Here is a 17,828-nt window from a genome sequence, read left to right as displayed (position 1 = left end):
GACCCACCACAACCTCGGACCGAGTCCCCACGCACTCGCGCCCCACCACCTCGAGTCCCCTCCGCTGCGGCAATCCCCCATGTCATCGCATGGGGGATTGCCGCGTTCGTGGGGACTCGGCGCCGGGCTAGGACAGGCGGGAGGGGACTCGGCGCCGGGCTAGGACAGGCGGGAGGGGACTCGGCGCCGGGCTAGGACAGGCGGGAGGGGACTCGGCGCAGGGCGGGGTCAGGCGGCAGAGCCGCCGGGCCGCAGCACCTCCTCCGCGACGCGGTCGGCGTCGGCGAGCGTCCGCGCGCCCAGCTCCGCGGGGGCGCCGCCCTCGGCCGCGATCGCCACGCCCCACTGCACGGCCGACAGCTGCAGGCCGAGCACGAAGACGCCGGGCTCGACGTCGTCGTCGACCCGCACCGCCCGGTACGGGGGCCCGCTGACGTCCAGGCCCGTCGAGGGGACGGTGGCGACGCCGTCGGCGGTGCTGAGGGAGCGGACCCGCACGAGGCCCTCGCGGTGCATCGCCGTCAGCAGGGGCGAGATGTTGCGGCGGACGTCGTTGGGCGGGGACATCGCCTCGACCAGGTGGTCGGCGTGGACGGGCTCGTCCTGCACCCACGGCGAGGTGCCCACGAAGCAGCCCAGCTCCTGGTCCACGAGGAACTGGGGGTCCGGGCCGAGGAACCGGACGATCCCGGCGCGCGCGAGCGCCGCCAGCTGCTGGATCCGCAGCAGCGGCGGCCCGGACACGACGCCCTCGACGAAGGGCTCGAAGCGGCGGCGCAGCTCGACGGTCCACGAGGCGTCGTCGATGCCGATGTCCGCGAGCACCGCCTTGAGGACCGTGCGGGAGGCGTTGAGGGAGGCGACGGCCATGCGCAGGGGGTCGTCCTCGCCGGCGAGCGCGCCGTGGACGTCCCGGTCGAGGTGGTGGACCACCGCGGCGGCGTAGGCGTCGTGGGAGTCGAAGCTGACGCCCTCGAAGGGCCGGGCCAGGCGGACGGCGTTGAGGTTGCGCCCGGGGACCACCGCCGTGGCGATGAGCCGCTCGGCGCGGGAGGACCACGGGCCCTCCGGGTGGTCGTCGCCGGAGACCAGCACCGCGTCCAGGTCCCGCAGGAACTGCCGCGGGTCGCTCTCGAAGGCGTCGGGGGCCGTGCGCGCCAGGACCGTGTAGTAGTTCCACAGCGCGTCCTTGCGGATCAGGGGCCAGAGGTCGGCGTCGAAGGACAGCTCCCGGGCGTCCGCCGGGGCGAGGTCCCGGGCCCTCTCGAGCGTGAAGAAGCGGGACTCGAGGGCGGACGGGCCCCCGGCCGCGAACTCGCCCTTGGCGCGGTAGGGGACCCCGCGGCGGGAGCCGGCCACGACGTTGGGCTCCCGGCCCGAGGGGTGGTAGCGCAGCCGCTCCCCCTCCGGCACGAAGATCCCGCCGCGCCCCTCGGTGACCTGGGCGAGGACGTCGCAGAAGTTCAGGCCCAGGCCGCGCACGAGCACCGTCCGTCCGGCGGGCAGCTCGTCCCAGTGCACGTCGGCGGGCACCGCGGGCGGCCAGTATGTGAGCCCGAACTCGGCGGCGCCGTCCACCAGCTCCTTCTGGTCGGGGCGCAGGTCGGCGTCCAGGTGGCCCAGGGCGAGCACCACGGCGTCGGCGGGGAGGTTCTGCCCGCCGCTGATCTCCACGTCGTAGCGGTGCCGCGCCTCCTCGCGCACGTGCACCCCGACGGCCTCCGCCCGGTGCACGGTCAGCTCCACCGACGCGGGCAGCGCGTCCCGCAGGGTGCGGAACACCCAGTCGAGGTACACCCCGTACATGCGCCGGGAGGGATACGACTGCGGGGTCATGCGCGTCAGCTGCGCGGCGTCGTCGGGGTCCACGGAGATCTCGCAGGCCACGGCCGCGAGCCGCCACCGCTCGAAGCTCATGCCGCGCAGCGGCCCGAGGGGGTCGACGGGCAGCACGCCGTCGTCGGGGACCACTGTGGGGAACTCGGAGGGGGTGTTCATCAGGTACAGCGGCGACTGGTTGGTCCGCCACACGTGCCCGGGGCCGGGCGGGAAGGGGTCGACGACGTCGATCCGCACCCGGGTGCCCGACGCCGCCGACCGCGCCGCCAGCCGCTCCACCGCCGACAGACCGCGGGGGCCCGCGCCGATCACCGTGACCCGCCGCTCCGTTCCTGTCCTGCCCGATGCACTCATGGCGACCAGCGTATCGGCCGGGGATCGGCCACTGACTCGGCCTCTGACTCGGCCACGGCCTCGGCCCGTGCGCACGGGCCTGCGCCTACGATGGCGGACATGACCGAGACCGCACGGACCGCCGACCGCCCGACCGCCGAGGAGCCCCACGACGAGCACCTGTGGCTCGAGGACATCACCGGGGCCGCTCCGCTGGACTGGGTGGCCCAGCAGAACGCCCGCACCCTCGCGATGCTGGACACCCCCGCCCTGCGCGCGCTGGAGGCGGACGTCCTCGAGGTCATGGACTCGACCGAGCGCATCCCCATGGTCTCCAAGCACGGACCGCACTACTACAACTTCTGGAGGGACGCCGAGCACCCCCGCGGGCTCTTCCGCCGCACCACGTGGGAGTCCTGGGTGGGCGAGGACACGCAGTGGGAGGTCCTGCTCGACGTCGACGCGCTGGCCGCCGAGGAGGGCGTCGAGTGGGTCTGGGGCGGCGCGCGCCTGCTGCGCCCGCAGTACACCGGCGGGGAGCACCGCCGGGCGCTGTTCAACCTCTCCCCCGACGGCGGCGACGCCAAGCGGGTGCGGGAGTTCGACCTGGTGGAGAAGCGCTTCGTGCCCGGCGGCTTCGACGTCCCCACGGCCAAGTCCTCGGTCACCTGGGTGGACGCGGACACGCTGCACGTGGGCACCGACTTCGGCCCCGGCTCGATGACGACGTCTTCGTACCCCCGCACCGTGCGCGTGCTGCGCCGCGGGCAGGAGCTCACTGCGGCCGAGCAGCGCTTCGAGGTGACCGAGGACCACATCCAGGCCGTCCTCGTGCGGGACCACACCCCGGGGTGGGTGCGGGACGTGGCCGTGGACGTGGTGGACTTCTTCTCCTCCCGCACCTACCTGGTGCGCGACGGCGGGCTCGTGCACGTCGACGTCCCGGACTCGGTGACCGTGGACCTGCACCGGCAGTGGCTGCTGCTGCGCCCCCAGGAGGAGCTCGAGCTCGACGGCACGGCCCACCCCGGAGGGTCCCTGCTCGTGGCGGACCTGGAGGCGTTCCTGGCCGGGGACCGCTCCGTGACGCCCGTGTTCGTGCCGGACGCCCGCACCTCCCTGCAGTCCTGGTCCTGGACGGCCGACCGGCTGGTGCTCAACCTCCTGCAGGACGTCTCCTCGGTGGTCCGTGTCGCCGAGCCCGGCCCGTGGACCGTGACCGAGCTGCCCGGGGCGCCGGCGCTGCACAGCGTGGACGCCTACGCCGTCGACGACGAGGACCCCGAGGCCGGCAACGACCTCTGGCTCGTGTCCACCGGCTTCCTCACCCCGACCACCGTGTCCCGGGGCACGCTGCCGGTCGGTGAGCACCCGGGGTCCCCGCCGCAGGTCGCCAAGACCGCGCCGGAGTTCTTCGACGCGTCCGGGCTCTCGGTCGAGCAGCACTTCGCGGTCTCGGCGGACGGCACCCGTGTCCCCTACTTCCAGATCGGCCCCGCCGAGCCGGTGCTCGACGGCCGCAACCCCACCCTGCTCTCCGGCTACGGCGGCTTCGAGGTCTCCCGCACGCCCGCCTACTCCGGGGCGCTCGGCCGCTCCTGGCTCACCCGCACCGACGACGCCGGCCGGAGCGGGATCTACGTCCTGGCCAACATCCGCGGCGGCGGGGAGTACGGGCCCGCCTGGCACCAGGCGGCGCTCAAGCAGCACCGGCACCGCGCGTACGAGGACTTCGCGGCCGTCGCCGCGGACCTGCACGCCCGCGGCGTGTGCTCACGCGAGACGCTGGCGTGCTCCGGGGGGTCCAACGGCGGGCTGCTCGTGGGCAACATGCTCACCCGGTACCCGGAGCTGTTCGGGGCGGTCTCGTGCGGGGTGCCGCTGCTGGACATGCGCCGCTACACCAAGCTCTCCGCGGGCTTCTCCTGGGTCGCGGAGTACGGCGACCCGGACGACCCCGAGCAGTGGGAGTTCATCCGCACGTTCTCCCCGTACCACCTGCTGCGCGAGGAGCAGGACTACCCGCCGGTGCTGTTCTGGACGGCCACGAGCGACGACCGCGTGGGGCCCGTCCAGGCCCGCAAGGCGGCGGCCCGGATGCTCGACATGGGCCACGAGGACGTGTGGTTCTACGAGGCCACGGAGGGCGGGCACGCGGGCGCCGGGGACAACAGGCAGGCCGCCCGGCTGCACGCGCTCTCCCACGAGTTCCTCTGGCGGATGCTGCACCGGGGCTGAGCGGTCAGCGCCGGTCCCGGCGTTCCCCCCGGTCGGGCACGACCCACCCGATCAGGAGCGAGACGACGCCGATGACGAGGGTCGCCAGGACCGCGGTCCAGAAGAACGAGTCGATCTCCAGCCGGATCGGGGTGAAGGAGCTCAGCCAGGAGGTCAGCCACAGCATGGCCGCGTTCACGACGATCGCGAAGAGCCCCAGCGTCAGGCACGTGATCGGCAGGGACAGCAGGGCCAGCACCGGCCGGACGACCGCGTTGACCGCGCCGAAGACCAGGCCCAGGAAGAGGTAGGCGACGACGTCGGCCGCCGTCCCGCTCCCCACGGCGGAGACCACCGACGGGTCAGCGGTGATCTGCATCCCCGGCAGCAGCCAGGCGGCGACCCAGAGGGCGACGGCGTTGACGAGGACCCGGAGCAGGAAGGACACGGCGCCGGCCCGCCCGGCCTCAGGACCGGCGGGCGACGGCGGCCCACCCCACGGCGGCGGCCGCGGCGACGACCGCGAGGCCCAGGGTGAGGGCGATCCGCTCCGCGTCGACGGCGGGCTGCCAGACGGCGCGGTCCCCCGTCACGACGTAGACCCCGGCGGGCTCGGCGCGGACGCCGTAGCCCAGGCCGGAGCCGCTGCCCGAGCTGCCCTTGTCCTCCCCGCCTCCCCCGCCGCCGGCTCCCCCACCGCGGACGCGGGCCACGGGGATGACGGTGGTGCCGTTGACGGAGTAGGCCTCCCCGAAGACCCGGCGCACGGTCACCGCGTCGATGGCCTGCTCGAGGACGGAGCGGTCGGGGAGCCCCGCGCGCCAGTCGGTGGTCCTGCTCGGGCCGCCGGGGGCACCGGGGTCGGCGGGCGTGGTCTCGGGACGGTCGTGGTCGGCCATGCTGTTCCCCCTGGGTGCGGTCGGAGCGCGACACCGCCAGTCTAGGAAGCCGCCGGGGCCGGGGTCACGGGTCCGGGCGCACATGACGCAGGGCCCGGGGCACGAAAAAGCACCCCGGACCTGTGGGTCCGGGGTGCTGCCGATGTCCTGGGACACCGCTCACGCGGAGACGGGGGGATTTGAACCCCCGGTCGAGTTTAACCCCGACCCTTCATTAGCAGTGAAGTCCATTCGGCCGCTCTGGCACGTCTCCTCCGTCGCCCGGCACCGGTCGGGTGCGGACAACACAGGCCAGCTTAACGGGAGGACGGGCGGCGGGTCAAAGCAGGCGCGCCGCGCCGCCCGGAGACGACCGACCGGTAGAGCCGGTCGAACTCCTCCGCCACCTCCTCGGCGCCGTACCGGGAGCGGATCGCGGCCGCCATCTCCTCGGGATCCTGCATGCCGGGGCCGCCGACGACGTCGAGCACCGCCCGGCCGAACGCGGCGGGGGTGCGCTCCTCCACCAGCCGCCCGTTGGCCGGGTGCACGAAGTCCCGCTGCCCGCCCACGGCCCCCATGACGACCGGCCGGCCCGCGGCGAGCGCCTCGGCCGCGGCCACGCAGAAGGTCTCGGAGCGGCTCGGCAGCAGGAACACGTCGGAGGCCGCGAGCAGCTCCTGGACCCCCTCGGCGCCGAGGGTGCCGGTGAGCACGACCCGGTCGGCCACGCCCCGCTCCTGCGCGCGGCGCCGCACGTCCTCGGCGAGCTCGCCGGTGCCGCACCAGGTCAGGCGGACGTCGTGACCGGCCTCCGCCAGCCAGGCCACGGTGTCGACGGCCAGCAGCGGGTCCTTGAGGGCGCGCAGTGCCCCGACGGCCACGATCTGCAGGGTGTCCCCGCGCGGCGGCGGCACGACGCCGGGGGCGTGGTCCACGACGTTGCCGATCCGCTCGACCTTCGCCGGCGGGGCGAAGCGGCGCAGCACGTCGCACATCATCGAGCTCACCCCGGTGACGCGGTCGGGGACGCGGAGGATCCGGCGCAGCCACGCGAAGCGCTGCCAGAGGGCCCCGTTCTGCTCGGGCGTCAGCACGCCGTTCCAGTGCTCGGTGTGCACCCAGGGGCGGCGCCCGGCGAAGGGCAGGCAGACCAGCGCGGCGGAGAACGGCATGGTGTGCAGGACGTCGGCGCCGGCCAGGTGGCGGCCGATCGCGGCGTACGCCCGCGCCACCGTGGCGGGCCGCAGCGGGTGGAAGGGCAGGCGCACCACGGGGATCCCGTCCCGCTGCTCCTCGAGCACGGGCCCGGTGCGGAGCAGGCGCACGTGCAGCACCCGGACGTCGTGGTGACGGGCGATCGCCCGCACGTGCCGGGGCACGAAGGGCGTCTCCTCCGGCCGTTCCGCCGAGGGGTACCAGGTGGTGACGACGAGCACGCGCACCGCGGTCAGCCCCGCCCGGTCGTGCGGCAGGGGTGGAGAGCGGAGAGGGTGCGGTGGCTCGTGGTCATGGGTCCAGCCTAGCGACGGCGCCGGCCCCGCTCGCCCGGGGGTGCACGGGCGCCGAGTAGACTCGCGCCGATGACCATCCCTGCCCCCGGATCGGCGGTCTGAATGTCCCGGCTGCGCGCGATCCTCTTCCCCGCCCCCAACCACGAGAACACGGACAACCCGCTCGGCTCGGCGTTCGCGCTGACCGTGCTCGCCGTGTTCGTCCAGGGCCTGTCCCGGTTCGGCTACAGCATCCTGGTGGGGCGCCTGCTGGGCAAGGAGGTGCTGGCCGAGGTCAACCTGGCCATCTCCCTGGCCATGCTCCTGGTGCTGCTGTGGCCTCAGGCCTCCGGGACCGCGGCTGCGAAGTTCATCGCCATGGCCCGCGGGCGCCAGGACCGCGAGGGGCAGGCCGCCACGGCGGCCTTCACCGCCGCGAGCGCCTCGGCCGCCATGGCGGTCCTGGGGGCGTCGGCGGGGCTCTACGCGGCGTTCGTCCTCGGCCTGTCCTGGCCCCACGCGGTGTCCGCCGGCCTGCTCGTCCTCTCCCTCTCGGCCTACAACTTCGTGCGGGGCGTGCGGACCGGCAACAACCAGTTCGTGACCACGACGATGTGGGACACCATCAGCTCCTTCCTGTCCCTCACCCTGCTGCTGCTCGTGCTCCTGGCCGGCTGGCACTGGGCGCTGCTGCTGCCGATGGTCCTCGGCTACGCCGTGTACGCCCTGCCGGCGTGGCCGCGGCGCACCGGGGCCCGGCTGGACCCGGCGCTGCGCCGGGAGATCCTCGTGTTCACGGCCTGGGGCTCCGCGCACACCCTGGCGGCGGGCGGTCTGATGCAGCTGTCCGTGGTGCTCGGCGAGGGGATGGGCTCGCGCGCGGAGCTGGGCCTGTACTCGGCCGCGGTCTCCCTGGCGACGCCGGCGAGCATGCTCTCGGGGGCCATGCTCACGGCGCTCTCCCCCAGCGTCGCCCGGATGTTCGCGGCCGGGGACACGGCCGGGCTCACCCGGCAGGTCGACCTCATCCTGCGGACGATGGTCACGGTGTTCCTGCCGGTGTTCGGCGTGGGCGTCCTGTGGGCCGAGCCGGTGCTGCACGTGGTCTACGGCCAGGGCTTCCTGGCCGCGGAGCCGCTGCTGGTGATCCTCTTCTTCGCCGTGTCCGCCACCAGCTTCAACGCGGCCAACGCACGGCTCAACGGCACCGAGCCGTGGGGCATCCGGGTGCTCGCGGTCTCGAACGGGGTGGGCCTGGTGCTGGGGGTCGCCGCCATGTTCGCGCTCGGCCCCCGGCTGGGCATCACCGCGGCCGCGATCGGCTACCTTGTGGGCTCGCTGGTGAGCGCGCTGCTGCCCCTGCTGGTCGTGTGGCGGATCGACCGGATGCCGTGGGGAGGCGTCCTGCTGCGCATCGTCCTGGGCTACGCCATGGTCCTCGGCGGCCTCGCACTGCTCGGCGACGACTTCCGGGTGCTCCCGGCCCTCGGGGTGACGGTGGCGTTCCTGGCGGCCTGGGCGGCGCTCAACGCCCGGGACCTGCGCCCCATGCTGCGCACGGTCACCGCCCGGCTGCGCGGCTGAACCACCCCGGTCCCGCGCGCCGCCCTGCCCGGGCGTCCGCGACCGCCCGGCCCGGGACGGCTCGGCACTGGACGGCTCAGCCCTGGACGGCTCGGCCCTGGACGGCTCGGCCCTGGACCTCCCGGCGCCGGGGGCTCAGCCCTGCGCCGCGAGCACGAACGGCAGCACGGGCCCCGACCCGGCCCGGCGCAGCGCCCGGGCGGCGACGGTGAGCGTCCAGCGGCTGTCCACGAGGTCGTCGACGAGCAGCACGGGCCGCCCGTCCAGCTGCTCGAGCCCGGCCGCGACCTGCTCGGGGACCACGAACTTGTCCCACACGGCCGCGAGCCGGTAGGCGCTGTTGCCGCCGTGCTCGCCGGAGGGGAAGCCCTCGGGCACCGCGAGCTCCCCCAGGTACGGCAGGTGGCCCACGGAGGCCATGCCCTGCGCCAGGGAGCGCACGAGCTGCGGGCGCGAGCGGGACGGCAGGGACACCACCGCGGCCGGGCGCCCCGCCCAGCTCCACTCGGCGAGCACCTGCACGCAGGCGTTGCCGAGCGCGGGGTCCACGGGCTGGTCGACCGGCTTCCCGTCCTCGCCGGCCCGGAAGATCTCCCGGAGCCGGTTGCCCCACCCCAGGTCGGTGAGGCGGGCCAGGGCGCGGCCCTCCTCGAAGCGCTCGTCCTCGGGGATGCGGCCCTTGGCGTCCACGCCGAGCCGGGGCATCCCGGTGGGCCACTGCGCTCTGGGCTCCACGACCGCGCCCACCCGGGTGAGGGCGGCGCCGGCGGAGGCGCTCGCGGCCTCGTCCACGGAGGTGGGGTACCAGGCGCCGGCGCAGGTGTCGCAGCGGCCGCAGGCCTCGGCGGTGATGTCGTCCAGCTGGCGGGCGAGGAACTGCATGCGGCACCCGGTGGTGCGCTCGTACTCGAGCATGGCGTTCTGCTCGGCGACGCGGGCCGCGCTGATCCGGCCGTAGCGCTCGGCGTCGTAGTGCCACGGCACACCCGTGGACTGCCAGCCGCCCTGGACGCGCTCGACGGCGCCCTCCACGGCGAGGACCTTGAGGAGCAGCTCGAGAGGGGTGCGGCGGATGTCCACGCGGGACTCGAGCACCGCCACGGACAGCGGCCCGCCGGCGGCGCCGAGCTCACCCAGGACGGCGGAGGCCTTCTGCTCCGTGGGCATCGAGGCGGTGGCGAAGTACTCCCAGATCTGCCGGTCCTCCGTCCCGGGCAGGAGCAGCACGTCGGCGTTGTCGGTGGCGCGCCCGGCGCGGCCCACCTGCTGGTAGTAGGCCACGGGCGAGGAGGGCGCGCCCAGGTGCACGACGAAACCGAGGTCCGGCTTGTCGAAGCCCATGCCCAGCGCGGAGGTCGCCACGAGCGCCTTGACCCGGTTCTCCTTGAGCGCGGCCTCCAGCTCCTCGCGCTCCGCCTGGTCGGTGCGGCCCGTGTAGGCACGGACCGGGATGCCGGCGTCGGCCAGTGCCTGCGCGGTGTCCTCGGCGGCGCCGATGGTCAGGGCGTAGACGATGCCGCTGCCGGGCAGGGACTCCAGGTGCTCGAGAAGCCAGGCGAGACGGGCCGTGGCCGACGGCAGCCGCAGCACGCCCAGCCGCAGGGACGCGCGCGAGAGCGGGCCGCGCAGGGTGAACACCTCACCGGTGCCGGCGCCGCCGGGGCGCACGTCCAGCTGCTCCTCGATGTCGGCGACCACGCGCTCGTTCGCGGTGGCCGTGGTGGCCAGGACGGGCACCTGCTCGGGAAGACGGGCGATGAGGTCACGGATCCGCCGGTAGTCCGGACGGAAGTCGTGGCCCCAGTCGGAGATGCAGTGGGCCTCGTCCACCACGAGCAGCCCCATCCGGGCCACGAGCTGCGGGAGCTGCTGCTCGCGGAACACCGGGTTGTTGAGCCGCTCCGGGGAGACGAGCAGCACGTCGAGCTCGTCGGCCTGGAGCTGGGCCGCGATCCGGCCCCACTCGGTGGCGTTGGCGGAGTTGATGGCGGCGGCGCGGACGCCGGCGCGCTCGGCCGCGGCGACCTGGTCCCGCATGAGCGCCAGGAGCGGGGAGACGATGAGGGTGGGGCCGAGGCCCCGGGCGCGCAGCAGGAGGGCGGAGAGGAAGTAGACGGCGGACTTCCCCCATCCCGTCCGCTGCACCACGAGAGCCCGCCGGCCCTGGCCCACGAGGGACTCGATCGCCTCGAACTGGCCCGGGTGGAACGCGGCGTCCTCCCGGCCGGTGAGGGCCCGGAGCAGCCCGAGCGCGTCCTCGTGGAGGGCGGCGCGGCCGGGGGCGAGGTCCGGGGCGGTGGACTGCGGAGCGGGTGTCGTCATGGTCCCAGTCTGCCAATCCCCACCGACGCCGGACGCCGGCGGGCCGGCCGGTGCAGTGCGGGAGGGCTCGGACAGAACGATGCGCCCGCTGCCTCATCCGTTTCCGGATGACCCCCGCAACGGGCGCATCGGCCGGCCTCTCGGCCGGTGGCGAGCAGAGACTCGCCTTCGGGAGTACCGCCCCCCAGCGGTGCTCCCATGTCGGTCCACCCCCCGATGAACCGAGCTGCACCGGCGCCCCCCGACGCCTGTGGTGCAAGCGGCCCATCCCCCGATGAACCGCGGTCGATCCGCCCCCCGGCGGATCGGTTGGCTCGTCCCCATCGGGTGAACCAATTGCCTCAATAGTGGCACCGTTTCCGGAGCCTGTCACTGGGGTCACCAGGGGTTCCAGAATGGTGGACACCGTTGAAAAATCATGTGTTTGCGCTTGTCAAACCATGGTTTCGCGGGGCCTGGCACTTACTGCTCGGTAGATAAGGGCCTCGAACCGTGGCACGAAGTGGGGACATCCCCCCACGGCAACGTCCCCCCTTGCGCTTACGGGGACCCCGCTCCGTTACGCAAGGTTTCGTGCCGGTAGGGAAAACGGCGGCGCCCCGGCACGGAGAGCGGGGCGCCGCCGTCGGTCCGGGTCGGGACTCTGGTAGGGGCTGCCGCTCAGTCGCGCAGACCGGGGAAGTCCGCCTCCGTGTACTCCACCCCGAGCCCACCGGCGGCGAGCGCCCCGGGATCCGCCGGACGGGAGCGGTCCGCGGCCTCCTCCCGCTCGCGCAGCGCCACCCGCCGGATCTTCCCGGAGATCGTCTTGGGCAGGTCCGTGAACTCGACCTTGCGCACCCGCTTGTACGGGGCGAGGTTCTCGCGGGCGAAGCGCAGGATCTCGCCGGCGAGCTCCCGGGTGGGCTCGGCGCCCGCCGCGAGCACCAGGTAGGCCTTGGGCACGGCGTGCCGGACGGGGTCCGGGGCGGGGACGACGGCGGCCTCCGCCACGGCGGGGTGCTCGATGAGCACCGACTCCAGCTCGAACGGGGAGATCCGGTAGTCGGACGCCTTGAAGACGTCGTCGGTGCGGCCCACGTAGGTGTAGACGCCGTGCTCGTCCCGGGAGGCGATGTCCCGGGTGTGGTACCAGCCGTCCTTGACCACCTCCGCGGTCCGCTCGGGCTCGTCGATGTAGCCCGCCATGATCCCGGGCGGGTCGTCGTCCACCCGCAGGCAGATCTCCCCCTCCTGGGCGGGCTCGCCCGTGCGCGTGTCGAGGAGCTCGACGACGAAGCCCGGCAGCGGCCGGCCCATGGCGCCGGGCACGACCGGCTGCCCGGGGGTGTTGGCGATCTGCAGGGTGGTCTCGGTCTGGCCGTAGCCGTCGCGGATCGTCACGCCCCAGGCGTCCTGCACGCGCCGGATGACCTCCGGGTTGAGGGGCTCCCCGGCGGAGACCACGGAGAGGGGCGGGTTCTGCACGCGGTGCAGGTCCGCCTGGATGAGCATCCGCCACACGGTGGGCGGGGCGCAGAAGCTCGTGACCCCGGCACGGCTCATCTGCTCCATGAGACCCGGGGCGTCGAACCGGTCCTGGTTGTAGATGAAGACGGTCGCCTCGGCGATCCACGGGGCGAAGAAGTTCGACCACGAGTGCTTGCCCCAGCCCGGGGAGGCGATGTTGAGGTGGACGTCGCCGGGGCGCAGCCCGATCCAGTACACCGTGGAGAGGTGCCCGAAGGAGTACGAGTAGTGGGTGTGCTCGACGAGCTTGGCCTGGGAGGTGGTGCCCGAGGTGAAGTACAGCAGCAGCGGGTCGTGGGAGCTCGTGGGCGCGTCCGGGACGAACTGCTCGGGGGCCGCCGCGGCCTCCTCGTAGTGGTGCACGGCGCGGCCCGGCAGCTGCTCCTGCACGGCGGCGACCTCGTCCGGGGAGCCCACGACGACCAGCCCGTAGTCGCCGTCCACGGACGCGAACTTCGGCGCGTTGGCGGCGTCCGTGACCACCCAGGAGACCCTGCCCCGCCGGACCCGGTCCAGCAGGTCCGCCGGGGGCATCATCACGGCGGTGGGGATCAGCGGCGCCCCGAGTTTCATGCCCGCGAGCTGGGTCTCCCACAGCTCGAGCTGGTTGCCGAGCATCAGCAGGATCCGGTGCCCGCGGCGCACGCCCAGGGCGCGCAGCCAGTTGGCGGTGCGGGCGGAGGAGACGGAGAGCTCCCGGAACGTGCGGCGCAGCTCGGTGCCGTCCTGGCCCACGATCCACAGCGCGTCCCGGGCGCCGCGCCGCGGGTCGCGGGCCACGTGGTCGAACCAGTCCAGGGCGTAGTTGAACCGCTCCATCCGGGGCCAGCGGAACTCCTCGCGCGCCTGGTCGTAGTCCTCGCGCAGCTCCAGGAGCCGGTCCCGGACCGCCTCGTACTGCCGGGACACGTCCTGCTCGGGAGCGCCGGGGGCGCCGGACGGGGCGTTCTGGGGGACCGGTTCGACCATGCGGAATCCTCTTCTCGTTCCCGGCCGGGCGGGCGCGGACGGCCGTCCGAGCAGTCTAGTGGGGCCCCGGGGAACTCCCCCCGGGCTGGCCGGCCGGGTGGACCTGAGAGGATGGGCCCGCACCCCGCCGCCGCCCGAGGAGTCCCCGCCCCGCCATGACCGCCCGAACCACCGACCGCCCCGGCCGCGCCGGCGCCCGCGAGTGGGGGGCGCTGGTGGTCCTCATGCTCCCGGTGCTGCTGATCTCGGTGGACAACACCGTCCTGAACTTCGCGCTGCCCCAGATCTCCCAGGAGCTGCGCCCCACCGGCCGGCAGCTGCTGTGGATCGTCGACTCCTACCCCCTGGTCCTCGCCGGCCTGCTCGTGCCCATGGGCTCGCTCGGGGACCGCGTGGGCCGCCGGCGACTGCTGCTCCTGGGCAGCACGGGGTTCGCGGTGGTCTCCGCGCTCGCCGCGTTCGCCCCGTCCGGGACGGCCCTCGTGGCGGCCCGAGCCCTGCTCGGGGTCTTCGGGGCGATGCTGATGCCCGCGACCCTGTCCCTGATCCGCAACATCTTCCGGGAGCCCGTCCAGCGGCGCACGGCCATCGCGGTGTGGGCCACCGGCTTCTCGGCGGGCGGCGCGCTCGGCCCGATCGTGGGCGGGGTGCTGCTGGAGCACTTCTGGTGGGGCTCGGTGTTCCTGATCGCCGTGCCCGTCCTGGTGCCGCTGCTGCTGCTGGCCCCCGTGCTGGTGCCCGAGTCCCGCAACCCCTCCCCCGGGCCCGTCGACGCGGTGAGCGCCGCCCTGATCATGACCGCCATGGCCGGGCTGCTGTGGACCGTCAAGTCCCTCGGCGCCGCCGGCCCGTCCGCCGGCACCGCGGCGGCGGGGGCCCTGGCCGCCGGGGCCGGCGCGCTGTTCGTGCGCCGGCAGCTGCGGCGCGCCGAGCCGATGCTGGACCTGCGGCTGTTCCGGCTCCCCGTCTTCACCGGCGGGCTGCTCAACAACCTCGTGGCCTCCACCGTCTTCATCGGGTTCCTGTTCTTCGTGTCCCAGTACCTGCAGCTCGTCGAGGGCCTGTCGCCGCTGCGCGCCGGCCTGCTCCTGCTCCCCGGGGCGGTCGTGACGATCGTCTCGGGCCTGCTGGTGGTGCGGGTGGTCGAGCACGTGCGCCCGGCCGTGGTGGTCGGCGCCGGGCTGCTGGTGATGGCCTGCGGCTTCCTCCTGGTGCTGCTCGGGGACCTGGACGGCGGGACGCTGCTCGTGGTGGCGCTGATGGTGATCGGCCTCGGCTCGGGCGCCGGGCAGACCATCGCGGGCGACCTGGTCCTCGCCGAGGTGGAGCCGGAGCAGGCCGGGGCGGCCTCGGCGATCTCGGAGACCGCCTACCAGCTCGGCGCCGCGCTCGGCGTGGCCGTCCTCGGCACGGCGGTCACAGCCACCTACACCCGGACGCTGGCCGTGCCGCCCGGGCTGGATCCGGAGCAGGCCACCACCGCGTCCGGGACGCTCGGCGGGGCGGTCGCCGTGGCGGACTCCCTCGACCCGGCCGTGGCGCAGGAGCTCGTGGGCGCGGCGGTGGCGGCCTTCACGTCCGGGGTCCACCTGGCCGCAGGGATCGCCGCGGCGGTACTGGGCGCGACGTCCGTCGTCGTCGCCCTCCTGCTGCGCCGCGTGCCGCGCGGGCCCGGGCGCCGGTGACGCACGCGACGCGTTACGCGAACCGGACGGAGCCCCGTTTCCATCCGACCGGAGCAGATGCATCATGATGTAACCAGCTCAGCTCCCGAACGGCCAGAGGACGTGAGGACATGATCGATCCGGACCGCAGGGACGGCACGACGCCGCCGAGACGGGGTCCCGACCAGCCGCCCGAGACCACGGGCCGGTACGTGGTCGTCTTCGCGCAGGAGGTCCCCGACCTCGCGACCGTGCTGCGCTCGGCCGGGATGACGGAGGTGGTCACCGCCCGGGAGGCCCGCGAGGCGGGGGACGCGCTGGGAGCGGACGCCCTCGTGTTCCCGACGCTCCACGTGGCCGTGGTCTCGGGCGACGCGAACCGGATGGCCGCGCTGCGGACACCCTCGGAGGGACCGAACACGGTCCTGTCGGTCTCCCCCGAGCTCGTCCACCACATCCGTCCCGACGTCCCCGCCGACTACGTCACGGGCTACCGGGACGGCGTCGTGGACCTCAGCGAGCGCCTGCTCGCACGGCCGGCGCCGGGCGCGGAGCCGGGCCAGCCCGCTCCGCCGCCGCCGTACTACCGGGACGACGACAAGTTCACCTGGGGCCTGAACGCGGTCCAGGCCTCCACCTCGCCGTACTCCGGCAAGGGCGTCCGGGTGGCCGTCCTGGACACCGGCTTCGACCTCCAGCACCCCGACTTCGCCGGCCGCACCGTGAGCTCGCAGTCCTTCATCCCGGGCGAGACGGCCCAGGACGGCCACGGGCACGGGACCCACTGCGTCGGCACCTCCTGCGGGCCCCGCACGCCGGCCGAGGGCCGCGGCTACGGGGTCGCGCACGAGGCCGAGATCTACGCGGGGAAGGTCCTGAGCAACGAGGGCTCGGGCACGGACGCCCAGGTCCTCGCCGGGATCGAGTGGGCGCTGGAGAACAAGTGCGCGGTGATCTCGATGTCCCTGGGCTCGGACGAGCCGCAGGTCTCCCCGGCCTACACCGTGGTGGGCCAGCGGGCGCTGGAGCAGGGAGCCCTCATCGTGGCGGCGGCGGGCAACAACGCCAGCCGGGTCCAGGGGGAGGTCGGGTTCGTGGGGGTCCCGGCCAACAGCCCCTACATCATGGCGACCGGCGCCCTGACCCAGCAGCTCGACATCGCGTTCTTCTCCGCCCGCAGCCTGCCGGTGCGCGGCGGCCACGTGGATCTCGCCGCACCGGGGTGGCAGGTCTACTCGTCCTGGCCCATGCCCGAGCGCCACAACACGATCAGCGGGACCAGCATGGCCACCCCGCACGTGGCCGGCGTCGCCGCCCTGTGGGCCGAGGCCACGGGCTTCCGGGGACGCGACCTGTGGTCGGTGCTCGCGCAGGAGTCCTACCGGCTGCTCGCGCCCTCGGCGGACGTGGGCTCCGGGCTGCCCCTGGCCCCGCAGTAGGCACGGGCCGCAGAGCGGTCCAGGAGGACGGCGGACGCAGATGAACACGCAGACGGCGCACATCACCGTGGTCGTCGACGCGGCCCACCGGCCGGCGATCGATGCCCTGACCCATCGCCTGCGGGCGGAGGGGATGCAGGTGGAGCAGGTGCTCCGCCGGCTCGGCACGGTCACCGGCACGATCCCGGAGGACAGGCTGCCCGCCCTCGAGCGGATCGAGGGCGTCGCCTCGGTCGAACGGGAGCGGCGCTACAGGCTCCCCCCTCCGGACGAGCCGGTCCAGTAGCCGGCGGGCCCGCAGCGACGGGGCCCGGAACCGCGAGCGCGGTCCCCACGGGTAAGCTGAGCCGCCGGCCCCGCACCCGCGCGGGCGGGACGCCTCCTGCCGTCCGATCCCGACAGCCCCGAGGAGACCTCACCATGCTCGATCCTTCGCGACCTCGCCGCAGCGGCACGACCGCGCGGCGGCTCCGCACCGGTGCCGTGCCGGCCCTCGTGCTGACGGCGGTGACGACGCTGACGGGCTGCGGCTCGGACTATCCCCTCGGGGAGGAGCAGGAACGCGCGGCGCAGCACGACGGGTCGGGGCTGTCCGGAATCCTGACGGGCGTCGGCTCGACCGCGCAGAACGCCGCGATGCTCACCTGGCGCAGCAGCTTCGAGTCCGAGAACCCCGGGGCCCGGGTGCAGTACCTCTCCGCGGGCTCGGGCGCCGGACGCAGCGCGCTCGTCGGCGGCGGCACGGACTTCGCCGGTTCGGACGCCTACCTCGATGCGGAGGAGCAGGCCGAGGTGCGGGAGCACTGCGGGCCCGAGGGGGCCGTCAACATCCCCGTCTACATCTCCCCCATCAGCGTCGCCTTCAACCTCCCCGGCATCCAGGAGCTGAACCTCGACCCCGCGACCGTCGCCGGCATCTTCCGCCACGAGATCACGCGCTGGGACGACCCTGCCATCGCAGCCCAGAACGAGGGCGTCGACCTGCCCGACCTGCCGATCACCCCCGTGGCGCGCGCTGACGACTCGGGCACCACGGAGAACTTCACCGACTACCTGCACGCGGTGGCCCCCGAGGTGTGGACCGACGAGGAGGACGGCAGCTGGCCGGGCTCCCTGCCGACCGAGCGGGCCCAGGGCAACGCCGGCGTGGTGAGCCTCGCAGCCCGCACGGAGGGCGCCGTCACCTACGCGGACGACTCCCTGGTGGACGAGTCCATGGGCAAGGCCCGGATCAAGGTCGGTGACGAGTACGTGGCCGTGAGCGGAGAGGCTGCCGGCGCGGCCGTGGGCGCGGCCTCCCGGGTGGAGGGCACCGGCCCGCACGACATCGCGCTCGAACTGGACCGAGACCCCGACGTGGCCGGGGCCTACCCTGTGGTGCTGGTCTCCTACCACATCTACTGCACCACCTACGAGGACCCCGAGGTCCTCGAACTGGCCAAGGCGTTCGGTCACTACGTGGTCGGGGAGGAAGGCCAGCAACTGGCCTCGGAGTCCGTCAAGAGCGCCCCGCTGCCGGAGAACCTGACCGCGGAGGCCCAGGCAGCCCTGGACTCCATGCGCCTCCGCTGACCGCCCGGT

At 74.2% G+C, this 17,828-nt stretch carries 12 protein-coding genes and 1 tRNA gene; 6 read left to right on the top strand and 7 right to left on the bottom strand.

Going from position 1 to position 17,828, the window contains the following annotated elements; translation table 11 throughout:
- Nucleotides 1–228 precede the first annotated feature (228 nt).
- Nucleotides 229–2,193 carry an FAD/NAD(P)-binding protein gene (locus IEW07_RS12485; RefSeq protein WP_188537718.1) on the bottom strand — a complete coding sequence of 655 codons (1,965 nt, stop codon included), beginning with the start codon at nucleotides 2,191–2,193 and terminating at the stop codon, nucleotides 229–231.
- A 99-nt stretch (nucleotides 2,194–2,292) separates the two neighbouring features.
- Between IEW07_RS12485 and IEW07_RS12480 the strand changes: the two genes are divergently transcribed.
- Nucleotides 2,293–4,410, top strand: a complete 2,118-nt coding sequence (locus IEW07_RS12480) for a prolyl oligopeptidase family serine peptidase (protein WP_188537716.1) — start codon at nucleotides 2,293–2,295, stop codon at nucleotides 4,408–4,410.
- 4 nt (nucleotides 4,411–4,414) lie between these two features.
- Here IEW07_RS12480 and IEW07_RS12475 read toward each other — a convergent pair whose 3' ends face one another.
- The 4 genes from IEW07_RS12475 to IEW07_RS12460 all read right to left on the bottom strand — a co-directional run bounded on the left by IEW07_RS12475 (nucleotide 4,415) and on the right by IEW07_RS12460 (nucleotide 6,706).
- Complete coding sequence (locus IEW07_RS12475) at nucleotides 4,415–4,837, bottom strand: phage holin family protein (protein WP_188537714.1); 423 nt, start codon at nucleotides 4,835–4,837, stop codon at nucleotides 4,415–4,417.
- 19 nt (nucleotides 4,838–4,856) lie between these two features.
- Nucleotides 4,857–5,288 (bottom strand): spore germination protein GerW family protein, encoded by a 432-nt coding sequence (locus IEW07_RS12470; RefSeq protein ID WP_188537712.1) that lies wholly within the window; start codon nucleotides 5,286–5,288, stop codon nucleotides 4,857–4,859.
- A 164-nt stretch (nucleotides 5,289–5,452) separates the two neighbouring features.
- Nucleotides 5,453–5,541, bottom strand: a tRNA-Ser gene (locus IEW07_RS12465).
- A 43-nt stretch (nucleotides 5,542–5,584) separates the two neighbouring features.
- Nucleotides 5,585–6,706, bottom strand: coding sequence for a glycosyltransferase (locus tag IEW07_RS12460; RefSeq protein WP_229741822.1), 1,122 nt, complete (start codon nucleotides 6,704–6,706; stop codon nucleotides 5,585–5,587).
- Nucleotides 6,707–6,883: 177 nt separating this feature from the next.
- Here IEW07_RS12460 and IEW07_RS12455 point away from each other — a divergent pair, with 177 nt between their 5' ends.
- Complete coding sequence (locus tag IEW07_RS12455) at nucleotides 6,884–8,344, top strand: lipopolysaccharide biosynthesis protein (RefSeq protein WP_188537708.1); 1,461 nt, start codon at nucleotides 6,884–6,886, stop codon at nucleotides 8,342–8,344.
- Between the two features lie 135 nt (nucleotides 8,345–8,479).
- Here the strand turns inward: IEW07_RS12455 and IEW07_RS12450 are convergent, their stop codons facing one another.
- Both IEW07_RS12450 and IEW07_RS12445 read right to left on the bottom strand, forming a co-directional pair.
- Nucleotides 8,480–10,666, bottom strand: a complete 2,187-nt coding sequence (locus IEW07_RS12450) for a RecQ family ATP-dependent DNA helicase (protein WP_188537706.1) — start codon at nucleotides 10,664–10,666, stop codon at nucleotides 8,480–8,482.
- 660 nt (nucleotides 10,667–11,326) lie between these two features.
- Nucleotides 11,327–13,144, bottom strand: a complete 1,818-nt coding sequence (locus tag IEW07_RS12445) for an AMP-binding protein (RefSeq protein WP_188537704.1) — start codon at nucleotides 13,142–13,144, stop codon at nucleotides 11,327–11,329.
- Nucleotides 13,145–13,299: 155 nt separating this feature from the next.
- Between IEW07_RS12445 and IEW07_RS12440 the strand changes: the two genes are divergently transcribed.
- The 4 genes from IEW07_RS12440 (at nucleotide 13,300) to pstS (ending at nucleotide 17,819) form a co-directional block, all read left to right on the top strand.
- Nucleotides 13,300–14,829 carry an MFS transporter gene (locus IEW07_RS12440; RefSeq protein WP_188537702.1) on the top strand — a complete coding sequence of 510 codons (1,530 nt, stop codon included), beginning with the start codon at nucleotides 13,300–13,302 and terminating at the stop codon, nucleotides 14,827–14,829.
- A 110-nt stretch (nucleotides 14,830–14,939) separates the two neighbouring features.
- Nucleotides 14,940–16,247, top strand: coding sequence for a S8 family serine peptidase (locus IEW07_RS12435; protein WP_188537700.1), 1,308 nt, complete (start codon nucleotides 14,940–14,942; stop codon nucleotides 16,245–16,247).
- A gap of 40 nt (nucleotides 16,248–16,287) precedes the next feature.
- Entirely contained in the window at nucleotides 16,288–16,533 is a 246-nt protein-coding gene (locus tag IEW07_RS12430; protein ID WP_188537698.1) for a ketohydroxyglutarate aldolase, read from the top strand.
- Between the two features lie 134 nt (nucleotides 16,534–16,667).
- Entirely contained in the window at nucleotides 16,668–17,819 is a 1,152-nt protein-coding gene (gene pstS, locus IEW07_RS12425) for a phosphate ABC transporter substrate-binding protein PstS (protein ID WP_188537697.1), read from the top strand.
- Nucleotides 17,820–17,828 lie beyond the last annotated feature (9 nt).

Origin of the sequence: Kocuria dechangensis (assembly GCF_014636775.1) — a bacterium.
GTDB classification, from domain to species: domain Bacteria; phylum Actinomycetota; class Actinomycetes; order Actinomycetales; family Micrococcaceae; genus Kocuria; species Kocuria dechangensis.
Note: the sequence above shows the minus strand (reverse complement) of the source record. Positions and strands in the feature narration are given on the sequence as shown.

Bases quoted from the DNA above. Each gene is read 5' to 3' on its own strand.
- IEW07_RS12485 (WP_188537718.1), bottom strand. From the start codon at position 2,193: ATGAGTGCATCGGGCAGGACAGGAACGGAGCGGCGGGTCACGGTGATC.
- IEW07_RS12480 (WP_188537716.1), top strand. From the start codon at position 2,293: ATGACCGAGACCGCACGGACCGCCGACCGCCCGACCGCCGAGGAGCCC.
- IEW07_RS12470 (WP_188537712.1), bottom strand. From the start codon at position 5,288: ATGGCCGACCACGACCGTCCCGAGACCACGCCCGCCGACCCCGGTGCC.
- IEW07_RS12455 (WP_188537708.1), top strand. From the start codon at position 6,884: ATGTCCCGGCTGCGCGCGATCCTCTTCCCCGCCCCCAACCACGAGAAC.
- IEW07_RS12450 (WP_188537706.1), bottom strand. From the start codon at position 10,666: ATGACGACACCCGCTCCGCAGTCCACCGCCCCGGACCTCGCCCCCGGC.
- IEW07_RS12445 (WP_188537704.1), bottom strand. From the start codon at position 13,144: ATGGTCGAACCGGTCCCCCAGAACGCCCCGTCCGGCGCCCCCGGCGCT.
- IEW07_RS12440 (WP_188537702.1), top strand. From the start codon at position 13,300: ATGACCGCCCGAACCACCGACCGCCCCGGCCGCGCCGGCGCCCGCGAG.
- IEW07_RS12435 (WP_188537700.1), top strand. From the start codon at position 14,940: ATGATCGATCCGGACCGCAGGGACGGCACGACGCCGCCGAGACGGGGT.
- IEW07_RS12430 (WP_188537698.1), top strand. From the start codon at position 16,288: ATGAACACGCAGACGGCGCACATCACCGTGGTCGTCGACGCGGCCCAC.
- pstS (WP_188537697.1), top strand. From the start codon at position 16,668: ATGCTCGATCCTTCGCGACCTCGCCGCAGCGGCACGACCGCGCGGCGG.